This is a genomic window from Glaciecola punicea (assembly GCF_001756615.1).
Classification (GTDB): Bacteria; Pseudomonadota; Gammaproteobacteria; order Enterobacterales; family Alteromonadaceae; genus Glaciecola; species Glaciecola punicea.
The window spans coordinates 315,041-332,842 of record NZ_LZXY01000004.1 but is presented as its reverse complement, the minus strand read 5'-3'; the positions used below and the strand labels follow the sequence as shown (position 1 = coordinate 332,842).

The 17,802-nt window shown below is 42.0% G+C and carries 18 protein-coding genes; 7 read left to right on the top strand and 11 right to left on the bottom strand.

What is annotated here, in order from left to right:
- Positions 1–96 precede the first annotated feature (96 nt).
- Positions 97–666, top strand: a complete 570-nt coding sequence (gene dps, locus BAE46_RS07470; protein ID WP_006005412.1) for a DNA starvation/stationary phase protection protein Dps — start codon at positions 97–99, stop codon at positions 664–666.
- A 98-nt stretch (positions 667–764) separates the two neighbouring features.
- Here the strand turns inward: dps and BAE46_RS07465 are convergent, their stop codons facing one another.
- The 8 genes from BAE46_RS07465 to nudC form a co-directional block, all read right to left on the bottom strand.
- Positions 765–1,964, bottom strand: a complete 1,200-nt coding sequence (locus BAE46_RS07465; protein ID WP_006005414.1) for a DEAD/DEAH box helicase — start codon at positions 1,962–1,964, stop codon at positions 765–767.
- A gap of 88 nt (positions 1,965–2,052) precedes the next feature.
- A complete protein-coding gene (locus BAE46_RS07460) occupies positions 2,053–2,559 on the bottom strand; it encodes a DUF3087 domain-containing protein (protein WP_040520689.1) in 507 nt (168 codons plus the stop codon).
- A gap of 95 nt (positions 2,560–2,654) precedes the next feature.
- A complete protein-coding gene (locus BAE46_RS07455) occupies positions 2,655–3,575 on the bottom strand; it encodes a glutaminase (RefSeq protein WP_070112213.1) in 921 nt (306 codons plus the stop codon).
- Positions 3,576–3,664: 89 nt separating this feature from the next.
- On the bottom strand, positions 3,665–4,135 hold the full coding sequence (gene ybaK / locus BAE46_RS07450; protein WP_070112260.1) for a Cys-tRNA(Pro) deacylase: 471 nt from the start codon (positions 4,133–4,135) through the stop codon (positions 3,665–3,667).
- 480 nt (positions 4,136–4,615) lie between these two features.
- Positions 4,616–4,822 carry a cold-shock protein gene (locus tag BAE46_RS07445; RefSeq protein ID WP_006005424.1) on the bottom strand — a complete coding sequence of 69 codons (207 nt, stop codon included), beginning with the start codon at positions 4,820–4,822 and terminating at the stop codon, positions 4,616–4,618.
- Between the two features lie 136 nt (positions 4,823–4,958).
- Positions 4,959–5,276: a hypothetical protein gene (locus BAE46_RS07440; RefSeq protein WP_070112258.1), complete on the bottom strand. Its 318-nt coding sequence runs from the start codon at positions 5,274–5,276 to the stop codon at positions 4,959–4,961.
- Positions 5,277–5,549: 273 nt separating this feature from the next.
- Complete coding sequence (gene hemE / locus BAE46_RS07435) at positions 5,550–6,614, bottom strand: uroporphyrinogen decarboxylase (protein WP_070112211.1); 1,065 nt, start codon at positions 6,612–6,614, stop codon at positions 5,550–5,552.
- Positions 6,615–6,684: 70 nt separating this feature from the next.
- Entirely contained in the window at positions 6,685–7,452 is a 768-nt protein-coding gene (nudC, locus tag BAE46_RS07430) for an NAD(+) diphosphatase (RefSeq protein ID WP_083256825.1), read from the bottom strand.
- A 326-nt stretch (positions 7,453–7,778) separates the two neighbouring features.
- Here nudC and BAE46_RS07425 point away from each other — a divergent pair, with 326 nt between their 5' ends.
- Both BAE46_RS07425 and BAE46_RS07420 read left to right on the top strand, forming a co-directional pair.
- Complete coding sequence (locus tag BAE46_RS07425; protein ID WP_006005435.1) at positions 7,779–8,246, top strand: transcriptional repressor; 468 nt, start codon at positions 7,779–7,781, stop codon at positions 8,244–8,246.
- A 347-nt stretch (positions 8,247–8,593) separates the two neighbouring features.
- Entirely contained in the window at positions 8,594–9,790 is a 1,197-nt protein-coding gene (locus BAE46_RS07420) for an OmpA family protein (protein ID WP_070112208.1), read from the top strand.
- A 117-nt stretch (positions 9,791–9,907) separates the two neighbouring features.
- Here BAE46_RS07420 and dnaB read toward each other — a convergent pair whose 3' ends face one another.
- The 3 genes from dnaB to BAE46_RS07405 form a co-directional block, all read right to left on the bottom strand.
- On the bottom strand, positions 9,908–11,323 hold the full coding sequence (gene dnaB / locus BAE46_RS07415) for a replicative DNA helicase (protein ID WP_006005439.1): 1,416 nt from the start codon (positions 11,321–11,323) through the stop codon (positions 9,908–9,910).
- 496 nt (positions 11,324–11,819) lie between these two features.
- Positions 11,820–12,044 (bottom strand): hypothetical protein, encoded by a 225-nt coding sequence (locus tag BAE46_RS07410; RefSeq protein WP_006005445.1) that lies wholly within the window; start codon positions 12,042–12,044, stop codon positions 11,820–11,822.
- 31 nt (positions 12,045–12,075) lie between these two features.
- Positions 12,076–13,263, bottom strand: a complete 1,188-nt coding sequence (locus BAE46_RS07405; protein WP_006005447.1) for an acetyl-CoA C-acyltransferase — start codon at positions 13,261–13,263, stop codon at positions 12,076–12,078.
- 472 nt (positions 13,264–13,735) lie between these two features.
- On the opposite strand from BAE46_RS07405, the gene BAE46_RS07400 reads away from it, so the two are divergent.
- From BAE46_RS07400 to BAE46_RS07385, 4 genes are all read left to right on the top strand, one after another.
- Positions 13,736–14,122: a hypothetical protein gene (locus tag BAE46_RS07400; protein WP_006005449.1), complete on the top strand. Its 387-nt coding sequence runs from the start codon at positions 13,736–13,738 to the stop codon at positions 14,120–14,122.
- Between the two features lie 67 nt (positions 14,123–14,189).
- Complete coding sequence (locus BAE46_RS07395; RefSeq protein WP_070112206.1) at positions 14,190–14,864, top strand: YjbF family lipoprotein; 675 nt, start codon at positions 14,190–14,192, stop codon at positions 14,862–14,864.
- 1 nt (position 14,865) lies between these two features.
- Positions 14,866–15,600, top strand: coding sequence for a capsule biosynthesis GfcC family protein (locus BAE46_RS07390; RefSeq protein WP_070112204.1), 735 nt, complete (start codon positions 14,866–14,868; stop codon positions 15,598–15,600).
- Complete coding sequence (locus BAE46_RS07385; protein WP_070112202.1) at positions 15,597–17,708, top strand: YjbH domain-containing protein; 2,112 nt, start codon at positions 15,597–15,599, stop codon at positions 17,706–17,708. The genes BAE46_RS07390 and BAE46_RS07385 overlap by 4 nt, the downstream gene beginning before the upstream one ends.
- Positions 17,709–17,802 lie beyond the last annotated feature (94 nt).

Below are 17,802 nucleotides of genomic sequence, written 5' to 3'. Positions count from 1 at the left end.
TAATTATTCAAACCTTTGAGCTAAAACATTTTATCTAGCTTTCAGTTTTATACACCTTATTACTTATCGCTTAGTTTTAACCACACTGGAGGAATAATGACTAATAGTAATCAAAATAACCAAGCTAATACACAATTTACAGTACCTGGAATGGACGACAGTCATGCAGACAAAGCAGTTGCTATTTTAGATAATCGCATGGTCTCACTGCTCGATTTGTCCCTTACCCTAAAACATGTTCACTGGAACGTAGTAGGGCCAAACTTTATTGGTGTTCACGAAATGTTAGACCCACAGGTTGAATCTGTTCGTGAAATGGTTGACACCATTGCCGAAAGAATTGCCACTATGGGCGGCGTGCCCGTAGGAACGCCTAAGTCAATAGTAGATCGTCGGTCATGGCAAGACTATTCTTTGGGTAAAGCCTTAGTGCTTGAGCACCTGGGTGCGCTAGACATGGTTTATAATGGCGTAAATGGCGATCACCGAAAGGCGATCGGCAAAATGGTCGGCCTTGACCCAGTATCGGAAGATATGTTGATAGAGCAATTAACCGCACTTGAACAATTTCAGTGGTTTGTAAGAGCGCATCTAGAATCTGCCGATGGCAATTTGTCAACGGCCGGTGAGAGTACTGAATCTGGCGCAGCATCGGCAGCATCATAGTTTTGAGAACTATTGTGCAAAGCTGTTAATCAAAGCGCCAGAAAATAAAAAAGCGGTCTCCAAAACCGCTTTTTTGTTGCTAACTTTTTTTTCCTAACTTAATACTGTTTCACTTTTGGTTTTTTGACTTTTGGCTGCTTGAGCCTAGTTTCAGGCAATTTTTGTTTAGAAGACAAACCCTCAACATGTAGCACTGGAATGACTTGCTGTATTAAGTTTTGTATATCACTAAGCTGCTTAAAGTCTTCGGCCGTTACAAATGAGACGGCCTGCCCGACTGAACCTGCACGACCGGTTCGACCAATTCTATGCACATAATCTTCAGGTACGTTGGGTAGATCATAATTCACTACGTTAGGAAGCTGCTGAATATCTATGCCGCGCGCAGCTATGTCAGTGGCTACTAAAATACGTAACTCACCATTTTTGAACGATGCCAGTGCTTTAGTGCGTGCACCTTGGCTTTTATTACCGTGGATCGCTGCTGCTGAAATTTCGTGACTACATAGCTGCTTAGTTAATCTGTTCGCGCCATGTTTCGTGCGCGTAAATACCAAGGCCTGTTGCCAACCATTGCTTTCAATTAAATGAATTAAAAGCTTACTTTTATTGGCTTTTTCAAGATATACAATTGAATGCTCTACGCTTGGGGCAGCTGCGTTGTTTGGCGTCACGGAAATTTCAACGGGATTATTGACCAAGCGACTGGCTAAACCACGTATATCTTCAGAGAAGGTTGCTGAAAACAATAAATTTTGGCGCTTTTGAGGCAACAGTTTCAAAATACGTTTTATGTCGTGTATGAAGCCCATGTCAAGCATACGATCAGCTTCGTCTAGCACAAGCACTGACACGTCAGAGAATTTAACTGCATTTTGTTGAAACAAATCGAGTAAACGCCCTGGTGTTGCCACCAAAATGTCACAGCCGCGGCGTAAATGTTTCATTTGCGGGTTTATTGACACGCCGCCAAAAACCACCGTTGATCGAATAGGAGTATTCACTTTGTATTCGTCAATATTCGCTGCTACTTGAGCAGCCAATTCGCGAGTAGGTGTTAATACTAAGGCTTTAATATGATTTGGCCTTGGCTCTGAATAATTTGTGGCAAAGCGCTGAATTAAAGGCAGTGTAAACGCTGCGGTTTTACCTGTACCGGTTTGCGCGGCTGCCATTACATCTTTTCCTGACAATACTGCCGGAATTGCTTGCTCTTGAATAGGTGTTGGGGTGGTATAGCCTTTGTCAGTTACAGCACTGACCAGCTCTTTACTAAGCCCTAAAGCGGAAAAACTCATGTATGTTTGCTTATGTTGTGAAATATTTAGGCGACAAAGTATAGCACAGACGGCGCCAAGCAAATATTAATGTTGACTTTATTTAGATTTAGAAATTGCGCAGTATGCTGTCATCATATTTTTCAACATCAATAGTTATCCCATATTTTGTGGCTAGACTGTCTAGCTCTGCTTGCTGTATAACTAATTCATCCATGATTATGGTGTTGTCGTCTAGCTGCCACAGTAGCTTAGAGCCTGCAAAACTATATTGAATGGCCAGCATTGCATCGGCATTACCGGCAAGGCTAGCTGGCCTTAGCTTCATCATTTTTCGATTTATTTTATTGAGCGCTTGTTTAAGGTCCCACACATAAACAACTTCTGTCATAAACGTATGTTTACGATACTTATTGAGCAGCAACCCGACACTCAACGTACAAATTATGACGCCGGTCAAGTTCCAATGAAAGTGGCTTCCGGTCTCATCAGGAAACAAAGCAATAAGCGTTTGTGAAATTGCTAAGCTCCCAATCGCCAGGGTCGCTATACAAGCAACAATTACTCGATTTAAGTGCCGACGGTAGCGCGTTTTATCTATATTTATTAATTGCATATAAGGTAGCTCTAAGGGTAAATGTAAAACAAAAAAATAAGCATATAATATTATTAACCAAGGCGGCGCGCCACTAGGGCTGGCTTTGTTTGAGGCTAATCACCAAAAACCGACCAGCCCGTTTCAGCCGCAAATAATTCAAGCGCATAAGTGCCTAATTTACTATTACCAATAGTGTCAAGACCAGGCGACCATACGGCAATGGAAGCTTTGCCAGGTGCAATAGCCAATATTCCGCCACCCACCCCACTTTTGCCTGGCAAGCCGACTCTAAAGGCAAACTCGCCAGAACCGTCGTAGTGTCCACATGTTAGCATGAGTGCATTAATACGCTTGGCGCGTTGAGATGACACAATAGGGAAACCTGTATTTGGATTTTTCCCATTATTCGCCAAAAATAGTCCAGCTTTTGCTAACTGTTCTGTGTTCATCGCAATTGAGCAATGGCTGAAATAAGTGTTTAACACATCCGGAACAGGGTTCTCAAACTGTCCAAATGAGGCCATAAAATAGGCTAATGAGATATTTCTAGCACCGCTGTGTGCTTCACAGCGCGCAACATTTTCATCAATCCCAATGCTCTTATCATCGGCTAAAAAACGCACGAAATGGAGTATTTCGGCTAACATTTTGCTAGATTTATGACCCTGCATAATTGCATCAGCTACCGCAATGGCGCCTGCATTAATGAATGGATTCCGAGGCTTACCATGTTCATGTTCAAGCTGCACTATGGAATTAAATGGGTCTCCCGAAGGTTCTCGACCTACGCGAGACCAAAGCGTTTCACCTAACTTGTCTAGGGCTAAAGTGAGCGTGAATACTTTTGAAATGCTTTGGATAGAAAACAAGGTTTTAAAGCATCCCGCATTAAAAATCTCACCGTTAGGCAAAGCCACACTTATTGCAAATTGATTTGCATCTATTTTCGCAAGCTCAGGAATATAGCTAGCGACATTGCCTTTATCCTGCAGTTGCATCATGTTCGAGGCTATTTCATCTATGATTATTTGCAAAATTATCCTATTTTATTATGGATGCTGTACGCTAACATTATAACTGAATTTAGGTTGTTTTGTGGATGTGATAAGGTAAGCTTTGCTTGCTAGTCTCCGCTAATATCAGCAAATTTGGCCTTAGTTAGGAAAGCTAAATCTTGTGAACTTAGCTCTATCTCCAAGCCCCTTTTTCCGGCACTGATAAAAATGGTAGGAAACGCAACACTAGACTTGTCAATTATAGTCCTTAGGGACTTCTTTTGCCCTAAAGGGCTAACGCCACCGATCACATACCCTGAAGAACGACTTACTTGTTCTTTGTCAGCCAATGCTACTTTTTTCCAAGCGAGTGCTTTTGCCATTTTCTTCATACTCAATTTGTGAGACACAGGCACTACCGCTACCGCCATTTGACCTTGGCTTCCTGCAATAACAAGCGTTTTATACACTTTCTCATAGGCAATACCTAGCTTTTTCGCAGCTTCTTCTCCATATGCACCTGCTTGCGTGTCGTGCGAATAACGATGAAGTTGAAATACTACTTTTTGCTCTATTAGGATATCAATCGCAGGGGTCATATCGTTGCTCGCTTGTACCTTTATGCATACATACATTGTGTCAATAGAGCCCACATTATGCTGCGCTAGTAAAAGTAAGTAAGTGTTGTAGCTCATTAAGTTAACTGATGGTACTCAACGTAATGTAGCACATAGAATCTGGTATTAAGAGCGGTTAAGGAAGAAAACGTTTTTTCGTAGGAACCAGTTGCACCTGTGATTAATACGTGCTTATTATCAAACAAGTATATGCTCCAAATATAGGGGGAAACAATCTCCTACCGACTTGTAGCTATATAAAAGCAATTTAAACGCTAAGTTCGCACTTATTCTCAGTAAAGTTTAGAAATGATACTAGCTTTTTAGAAAGGAAGAGTTTTTTTAGAGTAAGCAGCTGGGGAATTTTTTAGGAAAATATGAATGTTATTTGCTTTAGGAAAGCATTTTTGAAATGTGGTAGCTGGAGGTAAAACCTCCCGCTACCCAAATATGCATTATTACTTAGATAGCAACAACTTTATTTGCACATGGACCTTTTTGTCCTTGGCCAACTTCGAACTCTACCGCTTGGCCGTCGTTCAATGTAGCGTAACCGCCACCAGCTTGAATTTCTGAATGGTGAACAAACAAATCTTTGCTACCGTCTTCAGGAGTAATAAAGCCAAAACCTTTATCTGCATTGAACCACTTAACTGTACCTTTACTCATAACACTCTCTTTATATTTGGTGAAAAATATAATTCTGATTTGCTATCACCATCACATAATCAGAACTTTAATCTTGCTCACCCACAATAGCGGTAGAGCTTTGAATTGTTACGTCTCACTATAATACGAATTAACGTTAATTACCGCTATTTTTTCTTATATTGACGACTTTTTTCGCTATTCCTAGCAATTCAGATGAAATATCATCTGCTCCGCCTTTAATAAGCTTGCTTACATCGCCGGACGAAAATAAAGTACCACGCTCAGATTTAATATCTAAGCCCCTAACGTAATCTTTTGTTTTACCTGTACTACGAGTATCGATATACTTAAAGATGATTTGTTCGTTAACGCTTTGCGGTTCTTTATTCAAGGTTTTTATTGTATCACTCAAAGATGCTATTTCCAACTCTAAGGTTTCAATTAACTCGCTTATATTTGCATAAGGTTTCATAATTGTCATTTCACTCTTACATGGTTGCTAGCTTTGCAAAAGACACACACGTAAAAAACAAGCATTACGATTAACCATTCGCTCATGCATATAATATACAGTTAACGTAAAAAAGTAAATAGTTCCTAGCTCAAAACGATTATCATGAGTCACCTCAAGTTCTTTTGCGGCGGGTTCTTTATCGGAAATTGTGCCCATTACTTTATGCAAAACATACTTAGGCGTACAATTTTATTTTACAAAGGCACAACTCACCGCCTATAAATGGAGTCTTTACTTATGATACTGCTTACTATACTTATGCACCGCGTCAACAAAATAACCGGCATTTTCAGGCGGGACATCTAAATGAATGCCGTGCCCTAAATTAAACACATGTCCTTCTCCCGCGCCAAAACCGGCCAGAATATCTTGCACTTCTTGTTCTATCCTCTCTTTACTTGCATACAGAATCGATGGGTCCATATTACCCTGCAGCGCAACTTTGTCACCTACTCGTGCTTTAGCATCGGCAATGTCAATAGTCCAGTCTAGCCCAAGTGCATCGCAACCTGTTGCCGCAATAGACTCGAGCCACATGCCACCGTTTTTCGTAAATAATGTAACAGGCACTTTATTGCCTTCGTACTCGCGCGTAAGGCCAGCCACGATCTTTTCCATATATTGCAGTGAAAACAATTTATAATCTCGAGGGCTCAACACCCCACCCCATGTATCAAATATCATGACCGACTGGGCACCAGCCGCTATTTGTGCATTTAAATATGCAGTAACAGAATCAGCAACTTTGTCGAGTAATAAGTGCAATGTTTGCGGCTCAGCAAAGGCCATTTTCTTGATTTTGGTAAACGCTTTGCTTGAACCACCTTCAATCATATATGTAGCTAGCGTCCAAGGGCTGCCAGAAAACCCAATTAGCGGCACACTACCTTTAAGGTTCTTACGTATTGTGCGTACCGCATCCATCACGTATTTGAGCTCTATTTCAGGATCAGGATTGGGCAGTTTTTTAACATCCGCCAGACTCTTTATTGGGTGCTTAAACTTCGGACCTTCGCCGGCTTCAAAGTACAAACCTAAACCCATTGCATCTGGTATAGTCAGAATATCAGAAAAAAGGATCGCGGCATCTAGCTTGAATCGGCGAAGTGGCTGTAATGTAACTTCACATGCCAATTCAGGATTAGTACACACTGCCATAAAATCACCGGCTTCTTTGCGAACAGCCTTATACTCTGGTAAGTATCTACCTGCTTGGCGCATCATCCATACGGGCGTGGCATCTACAGGTTGTTTGAGTAATGCGCGGATGTATCTATCGTTTTTCAATGTCGTCATAAGGTAGTTGCAATCTCTGTCTAACTAATATAAGGAATGTCTGACTATTAATTTTGCGCGAAAGTATACGCTATTTTTTTTGATTTTTCTTTATTCGTCGCAGCGTTTCTTCTATCAAGTGTCCTGCAATGGAAACTTTAGGTGGCGTGTTGGGCATATTGTCAATATCAAACCACTGTGCATCGTGAATTTCTTTACCGTCTACCTTTATATCACCGCCGTCATATTCAGCAATATACCCCACCATTAATGAGTGAGGAAATGGCCACGGCTGGCTGTCGAAGTATTCAACATTTTTTACGCGCACGCTTACCTCTTCCATAACCTCTCGGTGCACAGCCTGCTCTAACGATTCTGCACTTTCCACAAACCCAGCTAAGGTTGAATAATACCCCCCGCCTGATTGCCTTACGCCTTGCGCTAATAAAATTTGCGAACCATTATGAATAGCCACAATAATACACGGAGATACACGCGGATAGACCCTATGTTTGCACTTGTCGCAGTGCATCGCCATTTCCCATGTAACCTTTCGTAGCTCTTCACCGCAGCGCCCACAATATCGGTGTGTACGTAAAAACAATGCATATTGCCATGCTTGCGCAATATATTGAAAATGTTCGCGTGATAAAAGACCCAACAACTCTCTTAATGTATGTAAACGATATTCCCCTTCTACAAATTCTATATGGTGAATGTCAACTAACCAATGCTCACCGTGTTCACTGCTCATTACTAGGGACTGCTGCTGTTCTTGATAATGAGCCAATGCCGCAGGTAAACCGACTAAATCGCCTAAAGATTGCTCATTGCTAATGCCACTATTAATCTTGGCCACTGAGCGCTTTAATAGGATCTTGTGATTGATAAATACAAAAAATAGGCGGGATTTACTTTTCAATGGACACTGACCTTGTGCATAAATAATTTAGATTTAACATTTTTTATTTTACAACTATAACACTTTACGTATATAACGACTTGTTCACAATCCCTTGAATGATATACTTAGGCTTATTAATAGGTGATCATGAAATAGGAATCCTGTAGATTTAAGATGCTATCATTCAAAGATCCTATTAACATACATTGAATTGAGACAAATTGCGCTAAGGTAATTTGGGCTATTGTAAACAAGAGGCGTGCCAAAAGTATGAAAAAATCGTGAGCGTAGCCCTTAATAAGAGTAAACAACTTTTGTTTATCAAGGCTCGAACTTTTTGTGAAGAAAAAGGCGCTCGCTTTACGCCACTTCGTGCTCGGATTTACGAAATACTGCTACAAGAAGATTCCTCGATAGGCGCATACGACCTGCTCGACAAACTAAAACTAATTGAAGATTCTGCTAAGCCACCTACCGTATACAGAGCGTTAGACTTCTTTTTGGAACTGGGCCTTGTGCATAAAGTTGAGTCGACTAACACCTTTAAGGCATGTCATCATTTCGGCTGTTCACACCCCGTGCAGTTTTTAATTTGTGACGCCTGCGGCGACGTTCAAGAAATCAGCTCTGAAGGGGTAGAAGAAACACTAGAGCTACAAGCCAGACAAAATAACTTTCAAATAATTAGTCAAACCATAGAAGCTCATGGCATTTGTCAAAAGTGCCAAGTTAACAACAGAGATAGCTAATCTTTCATTTATATTTTTAGCAAGTAAATAAAGGACAAGGCTAATTTCAGATGAAATTACTCATAGAAATCGTAAACCAGACGACGTAGCAATATAACAAGAATTAGAAAAATTATTTGCTACTTTGGTATAGCAGCGCTTGTTTTATCAATAGACATCTATATTATGCAGATCAAAGCGAGAGGTCCCAAAAATATTCGCACACTATTAGCAATTTTGGCAGCGCTTACTTAAAATTTTGTGTAGATACCTAGTATAAAACGTCGGCGCTATTAATACTTACTTACATTGCACCACAAATGCTGTGTACAAGAACAACTTACAATACAAGAAAAGGAAATTTGATAATGAAAAAACTTACAATCTGTGTGGCTGCGGCCTTAGCTGCGGCATTGACTACTTCAGTTCAAGCACAAGAAGCCCCTCCCTATGAAAGCTGGGTAGGCGGATTCGCTCAGTATTATGGTGCTGACATTGAAAAGATCGAACCTGTTGGCGGACTTAATGACGGCAGAGGCTTTGGCCTTGAAGGTGGATTTCGTTTTGATCCTTCATGGGCAATAAGATTTGAATTAGGTCGTTTGTTAATCGACAACGACAAAAATGATCCATTAGCAAGAGACGAAGACGGCACTTTACTAGGCGTTGACGCCATGTATTTCTTAGAAAATGATGTTGCATATTTCTTCGGCGGTGTGCGCGAGCAATCGCTTAACAGTGACAACTTCCGCATGGCCGCTGCCGGTGTTGGTAAGCATTGGGAATTAACTGATAATATTCGTTTAGTAACTGAGCTTGCTGCCTATCACGACTTCGGTGAAAGCTACAGAGAATATAGCGCAAAAGTAGGTTTAGCCTACGTTTTTGGTGTTAACACCAGCGTATACAGCCCTGATAGCGACGGCGACGGCGTGAGCGATGGCATAGACCGTTGCCCAGGAACGTTAGCAGGTACGCAGGTTGATGCGACAGGCTGTGCCATCGATATGGACAACGATGGCGTATTAAACGCACAAGATGAATGCCCTATGACACTTGCCGGCTCGGTAGTTAACGCACGCGGCTGTGTAGTTGGCGATGCAGACAACGACGGTGTTCTTGACAACGTTGATAAGTGCTTAAACACACCTGCAAACGACAAAGTGGGCGCTGACGGCTGTAGCCTCATGGAAAAAAGAGAAGTATCAGTGGCGCTTAATATGTTGTTTGCTAATAACAGCAGCGTAGTGGCAAATCCTGATTCGGCTCGCATTCAAGAGTTCGCTGCTTTCATGGAGCAGCACCCCACTACCGAAGCGGTTATTGAAGGCCATAGCTCAGCGGTAGGTGAAACTGACTACAACCAGATGCTATCTGAAAAGCGCGCCAATGTAGTACGTACCCTTCTGATTGAAGAATACGGTGTAGATGGTACTCGTTTACAAACAGTTGGTTACGGCGAGACAAGACTTAAGAGCACCGCTAATACAGCTGAAGCAAGCCGTCTTAACCGTCGCATAGAAGTTAAAGTTAGCACGTTGGTCGATACTAACGTTAATCTCTAAGAAACAAAAAGGCTAGTACAGCACTAGCCCCAAATAACAAAGCCCCAAAGATGCTAATTCTTCGGGGCTTTTTTTATGGTCATAGTTGTGTGCTACGTTCACTGACAAAATCGTAAGTTAGTCTTCACCGTAAGCTGCACCCGTATAATTATCAAAACGAGAAAACTGACCCTGAAACGTTAATCGTGTGGTACCAATAGGGCCGTTTCTTTGTTTACCAATAATAATTTCAGCAACTCCTTTAATGTCGCTATTTTCGTTATACACCTCATCTCTGTATATAAACATAATAAGATCGGCGTCCTGCTCAATTGCACCCGACTCTCGCAGGTCTGAGTTAATGGGTCGTTTGTCAGCCCTTTGCTCCAAGCCACGATTAAGCTGCGATAACGCAACAACGGGACACTTCAACTCTTTTGCCAAGGCTTTTAACGATCTTGATATTTCTGCAATTTCCAAGGTTCTATTTTCTGACAAAGTAGGCACACGCATTAACTGTAAATAATCAATCATTATCATAGAGATACCGCCTTTATCCCGCGCTAATTTACGCGCTCGCGTGCGCACTTCCATGGGCGTTAGTCCTGATGAGTCATCTATATAAAGATTATCTCTTTCTTTTAGCATCACCATACTTGATTGAATTTTACCCCAGTCGTCGTCGTTTAAGCGCGCTGTGCGTATTGAGGTTTGATCAACTCGGCTCAAAGAGGCAAGCATTCTCATCATAATTTGTTCAGACGGCATCTCAAGGCTGAACACCAGCACTGGCTTATCTTCCAGCAGTAAAGCATTTTCAACTAAGTTCATGGCAAACGTTGTTTTACCCATTGAGGGACGTGCAGCAACAATAATCAAATCAGAGGGCTGTAAGCCACTGGTTTTTTTATCAAGGTCAGTGTATCCGGTTGATACACCCGTCACCGCTTTCTTTAACTTAGCTAACTCTTCAATTCGCCCAACCGTTTTTTGCAAAGCGGTAGACACACTTATAGGACCTTCGTTAGCCGCTGTGCGCTTTTCTGCTATTTCGAACACTTTGGTTTCAGCTAAATCGAGCAGCTCTCTACTGTCACGGCCTTGTGGGTTGAAACTAACATCGGCAATGTCGTTAGCCGCGCCTATAAGTTCACGCACCACCGCGCGCTCTCGCACTATGTTTGCATAGGCGGTTATGTTTGAAGAACTAGGCGTGTTTCTGGCTAAATTAACTAGGTAACTAAAACCACCTACATCGTCAAGTTCATTGTGTAGTTCTAGCTCAGCTTTCAAGGTTATTGGGTCGGCTGCACTGCTCTTAGAAATTAGACGCGTAATGGCCGTAAAGATAACGCGATGAGAGCGATTATAAAAATCTTCTTGTATGAGTACTTCTGCGACTTTATCCCATGCGTCTATCGACTGAATAATACTGCCTAATACAGCCTGTTCTGCCTCTAAAGAGTGCGGGGGCGTATTGAGTCTTGCGATATCGTCGTCTTGCGATTTGTTCTTAGTCGCAGAAAAAGACGGTTGATTGGGTGCCTGGGCCACAAAAATCCTTAAAGTTTAAAAACAGTTGGTTATTATGCGCTAAGCGAAACGGTTTGTCTCGTCAGAATTGGATAAGATAGCATACCTTTGTATGGCAGTTTTACTTGAAATAGGCATTCGCACTGGCGAAATTACACGATATAAATTACGAGATAAAGCACTATGAAATGCCTATCGTATGTTGAATATTTGTTTGCAGGCGAGCCTACAGGATGGCTACTCAAACCTTGCTCTTCAATCCATGCCAGTAGTGTTTTGCCGTCTGCTTCATGCTTGTCCAAGGAGTGTTTTATACACCATCAATATACAAAGATAACAGCAAAAAAAATGCGCCCGCCAATACAAAGCTACCTAATAGTATACGCAGAAAAATTAGCCTTTTGATTTTAATGCGAGTATACAAATCACCACAACTCAACTCAAGTAATCATCGAAACTTTCAGCTGCTGCAAGACGGCCTATAAAGAATCCCTGTCCATGGTCAATTTTCAACGATTTACACATGTCCAAATGCGCTTAAGTTTCTATTCCTTGAGCAACTACCGGCATTTTTAATGCGCTTTAACATTTCCGCAAGATCTTCATTTGGACGCTTTAAATCGTGTATTAAAATCTCTTTTTCAGTCACATCACGAAACACCGACATGCGGTACTTGCTGCCGTCTACTCCTTCGAACATTTTTTTACTGGTTAGCAGTATTTTTTCGTCACCATTTGCCAAAGTAAGCTGTTCAATCGAAAATTAACCGCTATTAATTATTTATTTCGAACAAACCGGCCGCGCCCATACCGCCGCCAACACACATTGTGACAACAACATATTTTACACCACGACGTTTGCCTTCAATTAATGCGTGCCCTACTGTGCGTGCGCCTGTCATTCCATAAGGATGACCTATTGAAATAGCGCCACCGTTAACATTGTAAATTTCAGGGTCAATGCCTAATTTGTCACGGCAGTAAAGTGCTTGGCAGGCAAAAGCTTCGTTTAACTCCCACAAACCAATATCATTGATACTCAAGCCATGTACTTTTAACAGTTTAGGCACCGCATAAATAGGCCCAATACCCATTTCTTCGGGCTTATTACCAGCCACCATCATGCCTCGGTAAGTACCTAAAATATCTAGATTACGCTGCTCGGCTAATGCTCTATCCATCACGACGCATGCTGATGCACCGTCAGACAACTGACTAGCGTTTCCGCCGGTAATACAACCGCCTTCAATGACAGACTTTAAGCTTTGCAGACCCTCTAAAGTAGTGGACGGACGATTACCTTCATCTGTACTTAAGGTTACTTCTTCAAAAGTAAGTTCTTTCGTTTCTTTGTTGAAAACACTCTTAGTGGTAGACATGGGCACAATTTCTTGGTCAAACCTTCCTGCCTCTTGCGCCGCAGCTGTGCGTAACTGCGACTGTAAACCATATTCATCTTGTGCATCACGTGAGATTTTATATTTCTTGGCCACGTGCTCAGCGGTAAGTAGCATAGGCATATACGCATTTGGTGCGTGCTTAAGCACATTTTCATCGGTGCATTTGCTGGCCCATTCAAAGTACTTTTGCTGTACTTCTGAAATATTCTCTTGGCCTCCTGCTACAATTACTTTCATGCCATCAACCATGATTTGTTTAGCTGCGGTGGCTATTGCCATAACACCCGATGAACACTGCCGGTCAATTGTTTGACCTGACGCACTGTAAGGTAAACCAGCCGCCAAACTTGCTAAACGCGCAATATTACCGCCTGCACTACCAGCGTTTAGCACAGAGCCTATAATTACATCATCAATTTGCGCAGCGTCAACGCCAGAGCGAGCGACAGCATGTTTAATAGCATGCGCGGTCATAGTAGGCGACTTGGTGTTATTAAAAGCACCTTTAAAAGCGCGACCAATCGGCGTGCGGGCAGTTGAAACAATTACGGCTTCTTTCATTGTAAGACCTTTTTAAAGTGATAGTTGTCGTACAGTTTTGTAAAACGCAAAACTGTACGTTTGATAAGCATCGCATAACGGTAGATAAGAATATACATGTGCTTATGGTTTCATGTCTCTATACTAATATAGTGACGCGAATTAGGTCATTTTTAATATTTATAATTAGTTATTAACAATTGATTGAGTCTATACAATTTACCCATGCAGTATGCACCGTGTTCCATGTCTTTGTTATATTGCTAAGGTTATGGTCAAAACATTCGATAACTTGACGAAAATTTACGTAATGTTTGCGGATCTCGCAGCCGATATACTAGCGTATCATTGACGTTTATTTAACCCTGTTAGGGTCTGAGCAATAATCGTAAAAGAATATTGTAATAACACAGCAGGTATTGAATTTATATCTTGAAATGAACTTCCTAGTAAAGTACTCTTCACAGCAAGTATATTTTTTTAAGGTGAATTTATGAAAAAGAGTTTGATTTGTTTTGCACTTGCAGCATCTATTGCTTCTGTTAGTTTACAGGCGCAAGAACGGACTGGGGAAGAAAGCGCATTTCGTTCGGCCGACGGTAGTTTAAAAGAAGAAGCTATTGCGGCAGCGGCAACAGCGCTTACCGTTGCAGCAGCCATAATTTCTAACGGTAATGCATCAGCGCCAGCGCGCATAGTTGACCCAACGACGCCACCTGCGCCAACCCCACCAACGTGTAACGGTGACGATGCTTTAGTTGACGGCGTATGTATTGGCAACACTGTAACGACTACCGTAACAGGAACAGGTACCGGCACTAACACCGGCACAGTAGCGGTAACAGTGCCAGTAACATTTACTTACGCACCAACAAATTAATTTGCCACATACCCTGAAAGCCGCTTTCTAGCGGCTTTTTTATTGGACGTAAACCCTGCGAGAGATCATGAACCCGCTCAAGGTATTTTTAATAGTTGTCATTTCAATTCTATTTGTCACCGCTTGCTCCACTACACAACAAGCGTATATTCGAAATGTCGAAATGTACTTTGAAAGCAACACTGCCGTTAATCTTTCCACTGAAGAAATAAGGCAATCTGCAGCCGATCTTATCTATGTAAAAAATGGCGATCGTTCTCAAGTGACAATGGCCTTAGCTTTTATAGAAAATGGGCAGTATAAATGGGTGTCTAGAGACGGTGTAATGTTCATCACTGAAAACGGCCGTTTAGTGCGTACGCTTAACCTAGACAAAAACCTTATATATGTTAGTAACCTCTCACTCGACCCTTTAGCACTTCCCTCTTTCTACGACAAAGACTTGCAGTGGGACAGAGTCATTGACACGCAACATGGTGAGTATGGCGTAAACGTATCATCGAGTACTTCTGTTTTCATCAACCAGTTAGTTGACATAGAAGATGCGCAGTTAATGACCAAGAAATATCTTGAAACCGTTCACTATAATAGCCAGAAGCATGGCAAGCACACGTGGATAAATACCTTCTGGTTAGATCAATCCTCAGGGCAACTACTTAAGTCGTCGCAGAAAATGTCACCACACAGCAACGCAATAGAAATAACGTATATTAGTCGCGCATTACGACTACTGGAGAAATAGTATGGTGGTTCGTTTAAGCTTCATATTGGCATTAATCTATAGTCATTTCTCATTTTCAGCACATGCCAAGGTAGAAATAAGCGTAAACAACACCGCATATTCCTACAGCGCTAATCCACGTTTAGCTGAAATTTTAGCGCCAATGTCCCTAGCAGATGATTGGTACTGGCCGCAAAGCAAATTATTCAGAACAAATACAGGTAAATCTCAAGCACTGCGTAGCGAAATTATTGAAATACTGTTTCAACAAAAACAAAATGATGGAAAGCATGGCTTAGTTTACAATGACATGTCTGACCAAATAATAATGTGGGATATTGCCGATTTTGTGCCCTTAACGATTGATTTTGACTTAGCGCGCGTTTCCGCAGAACATAATCCTCTCGTAGAAAATGGCCAGTACCGAATATTTTTATCTAAACGTGCTTCTAGTGTATACGTGTTTGGTGCGCTCGAAAAAGACGTAAATTTACCCTACAAAAACGACACCTGCATTGAAGCATTTAGCGCTGAAGTCGCTTATTCTGACTTGGCGGATAAAAGCCATATTTATGTCATCTCTGCTCAAGGCCAAATCACAAAGAAGCCCATAGCCTATTGGAACACTCAGTGTACCTTACTCATGCCAGGCGCAATGATATATATTCCATTACGCGAAAGTCTGTTTTCGCCTCAGCACCGCATAATTAATAGCAAAATGGCAGAGTTAGCAGTCAATAGGATAACAATACAATGAAAGCTACTCGTATTTTTGTCTCGCTTGTGTTGGCATCAAGTCTACATACGACAAGTACATACGCGTCTCAAACATCTAGCCTTGGTGTAGACAGCAATCGAAAGCCCACACAAATGGTCAGAGGTGGCACAGGACTTTTACAAACACCCACTGCTCGAATGGCAAAAGAAGGCGACTTTAGTGTTAATTACAATGATATTGGTGAGTATCGTTTCTGGTCAGCCAGTCTGCAGCTTTTCCCATGGATGGAATCAACCGTACGCTATACGGATGTGCGTACACGACGTTACAGTCGGTTTGAAGGCTTCAGTGGTGATCAAACCTTAAAGGACAAGGGCATTGATGTAAAATTTAGACTTTTGCAAGAAAGCTACTACTTGCCCGATTTATCCATTGGCTTTACAGACATTGGAGGTACGGGTTTCTTTGCTAGCGAATTCGTTAATATCAGCAAACGATTTAGGCAGCTCGATTTTCATATTGGTATTGGCACCGGCTATCTTGGCGCCAGCGGCAACACTAGTAATCCTCTGTGTGAGCTAACAGAATCCTTTTGCGATCGCCCCGCTAGCTTTTCAGGTTCTGGCGGACAAGTAGAGTTTGGCGCATTTTTCAAAGGACCTACATCAATTTTTGGCGGCATTGAATATCAAACACCTATCAATGGTCTGCAGCTTACGCTCGAATACGATGGCAACGACTACATAAACGATAGAGCAGGCCAGCTCAAACAAGATAGCCAATGGAATGTAGGCGCCGTTTATCAGTATGAAAACTGGGATTTTAGCCTCAACTATCAGCGCGGCAATACCCTTGGTTTTGGGGTATCTTACAGCTTTAACATGCACACAATCACGCAAGCCAAGTTTGACAACCCACCGCGTTCTCTTGTCGACTTCACCCCAGCACAAAGTTTAGAAGATTTAAACAGAGAGCGCTTATACGCTGATTTAGTCAACCAAGGCAGTTTCTTAATCAATGCGACTCATCAGTACAACGACGAAATGACGTTTTACGGCGTGCAACTAGGCTATAGGGATCATGATGAGGCGACGCAGCGCGTTGGACGAATTTTGGCATCGGAACTTCCTGAATCTATCACTACCTATAACATTGTTGAAACCGCCGCGAGTACTCCCATTGTGGCGACTAAAATTAACGCTAAAGACTTTAAGATAGCCGCTTCTTACTCGCGCCTTGAAACAGCGATAGCAAAAACTTACGAGCGCATTGACCCGTCCAACAACATGGTAGAAAATTTTGACCCTAACAAGCTTTCGGGATTTTTACTAAGTTCAGAAGCATTCTGGATCCAAACATTTGGTAACCCAGAAGACTTCTATTTGTATCAGGGCGGTGCTTATATCAATACTGGCTACCTTTTTGAAAGCAACTTCTCTGTACGCACAGGCCTGAAGGTCACTTTGATTGAAAATTTTGACAAATTTAATTTCAAAGTTGATGGTCAAGAATCGCCGCTGCCAAGAGTGCGCACCTTTGTAAGGGAATATGTAACCCGAAGTAAAGTAAGCATGGAAAATGCCTATTTACACTGGTTTGACAGAATTGCACCTAATGTTTATGCCCAAGCCTACGGCGGTTATTTAGAAACCATGTTTGGCGGAGTCGGAGGTGAGCTTTTATACAGCCCAGTAAACGGCCAAGTGGCATTTGGTATAGATGTAAACTTCGTAAAACAGCGTGACTTTGACAGCGAGACCGCTTTTTTTGATTACCAGGCAATGACGGGCCATGTAACTATGTATTGGCAACCTAAGTTTTTACCCGACATTCAGCTTACGGTGAGCGCGGGACAGTTTTTAGCTAAAGACAAAGGTGTAAACATCGATTTTGCAAAACGCTTTGACAGCGGCATTATTGTAGGTGCCTATGCCGCATTCACAGACGTATCGGCCCAAGACTATGGCGAAGGTAGTTTTACCAAAGGGTTCTACCTGTCTATTCCCTTTGACCTGTTTTCGTTTGCACCCGCTAAGGGCCGTGGCAACATTCCATGGATACCAATTGGTCGAGACGGTGGTCAAATGCTGCAGCGCCCTATCAAACTAAGAAACCTGACAGAAAGTCGTTCTCCCTTTTATGACTAGTGGCTAAAAAGCGTGATACTTTTTTGTAGAAGTTAAAAAAAGCCCGATCAAAAAAGAAAGACTATTTTGTATGCCGTTATTTACAATCAACTGC

Bases quoted from the DNA above. Each gene is read 5' to 3' on its own strand.
- BAE46_RS07460 (WP_040520689.1), bottom strand. From the start codon at position 2,559: ATGCAATTAATAAATATAGATAAAACGCGCTACCGTCGGCACTTAAAT.
- BAE46_RS07400 (WP_006005449.1), top strand. From the start codon at position 13,736: ATGAAAAAGAGTTTGATTTGTTTTGCACTTGCAGCATCTATTGCTTCT.
- dps (WP_006005412.1), top strand. From the start codon at position 97: ATGACTAATAGTAATCAAAATAACCAAGCTAATACACAATTTACAGTA.
- BAE46_RS07440 (WP_070112258.1), bottom strand. From the start codon at position 5,276: ATGAAACCTTATGCAAATATAAGCGAGTTAATTGAAACCTTAGAGTTG.
- BAE46_RS07405 (WP_006005447.1), bottom strand. From the start codon at position 13,263: ATGAAAGAAGCCGTAATTGTTTCAACTGCCCGCACGCCGATTGGTCGC.
- BAE46_RS07395 (WP_070112206.1), top strand. From the start codon at position 14,190: ATGAACCCGCTCAAGGTATTTTTAATAGTTGTCATTTCAATTCTATTT.
- BAE46_RS07390 (WP_070112204.1), top strand. From the start codon at position 14,866: ATGGTGGTTCGTTTAAGCTTCATATTGGCATTAATCTATAGTCATTTC.
- ybaK (WP_070112260.1), bottom strand. From the start codon at position 4,135: ATGACCCCTGCGATTGATATCCTAATAGAGCAAAAAGTAGTATTTCAA.
- BAE46_RS07385 (WP_070112202.1), top strand. From the start codon at position 15,597: ATGAAAGCTACTCGTATTTTTGTCTCGCTTGTGTTGGCATCAAGTCTA.
- BAE46_RS07420 (WP_070112208.1), top strand. From the start codon at position 8,594: ATGAAAAAACTTACAATCTGTGTGGCTGCGGCCTTAGCTGCGGCATTG.
- BAE46_RS07445 (WP_006005424.1), bottom strand. From the start codon at position 4,822: ATGAGTAAAGGTACAGTTAAGTGGTTCAATGCAGATAAAGGTTTTGGC.
- hemE (WP_070112211.1), bottom strand. From the start codon at position 6,614: ATGACGACATTGAAAAACGATAGATACATCCGCGCATTACTCAAACAA.
- BAE46_RS07465 (WP_006005414.1), bottom strand. From the start codon at position 1,964: ATGAGTTTTTCCGCTTTAGGGCTTAGTAAAGAGCTGGTCAGTGCTGTA.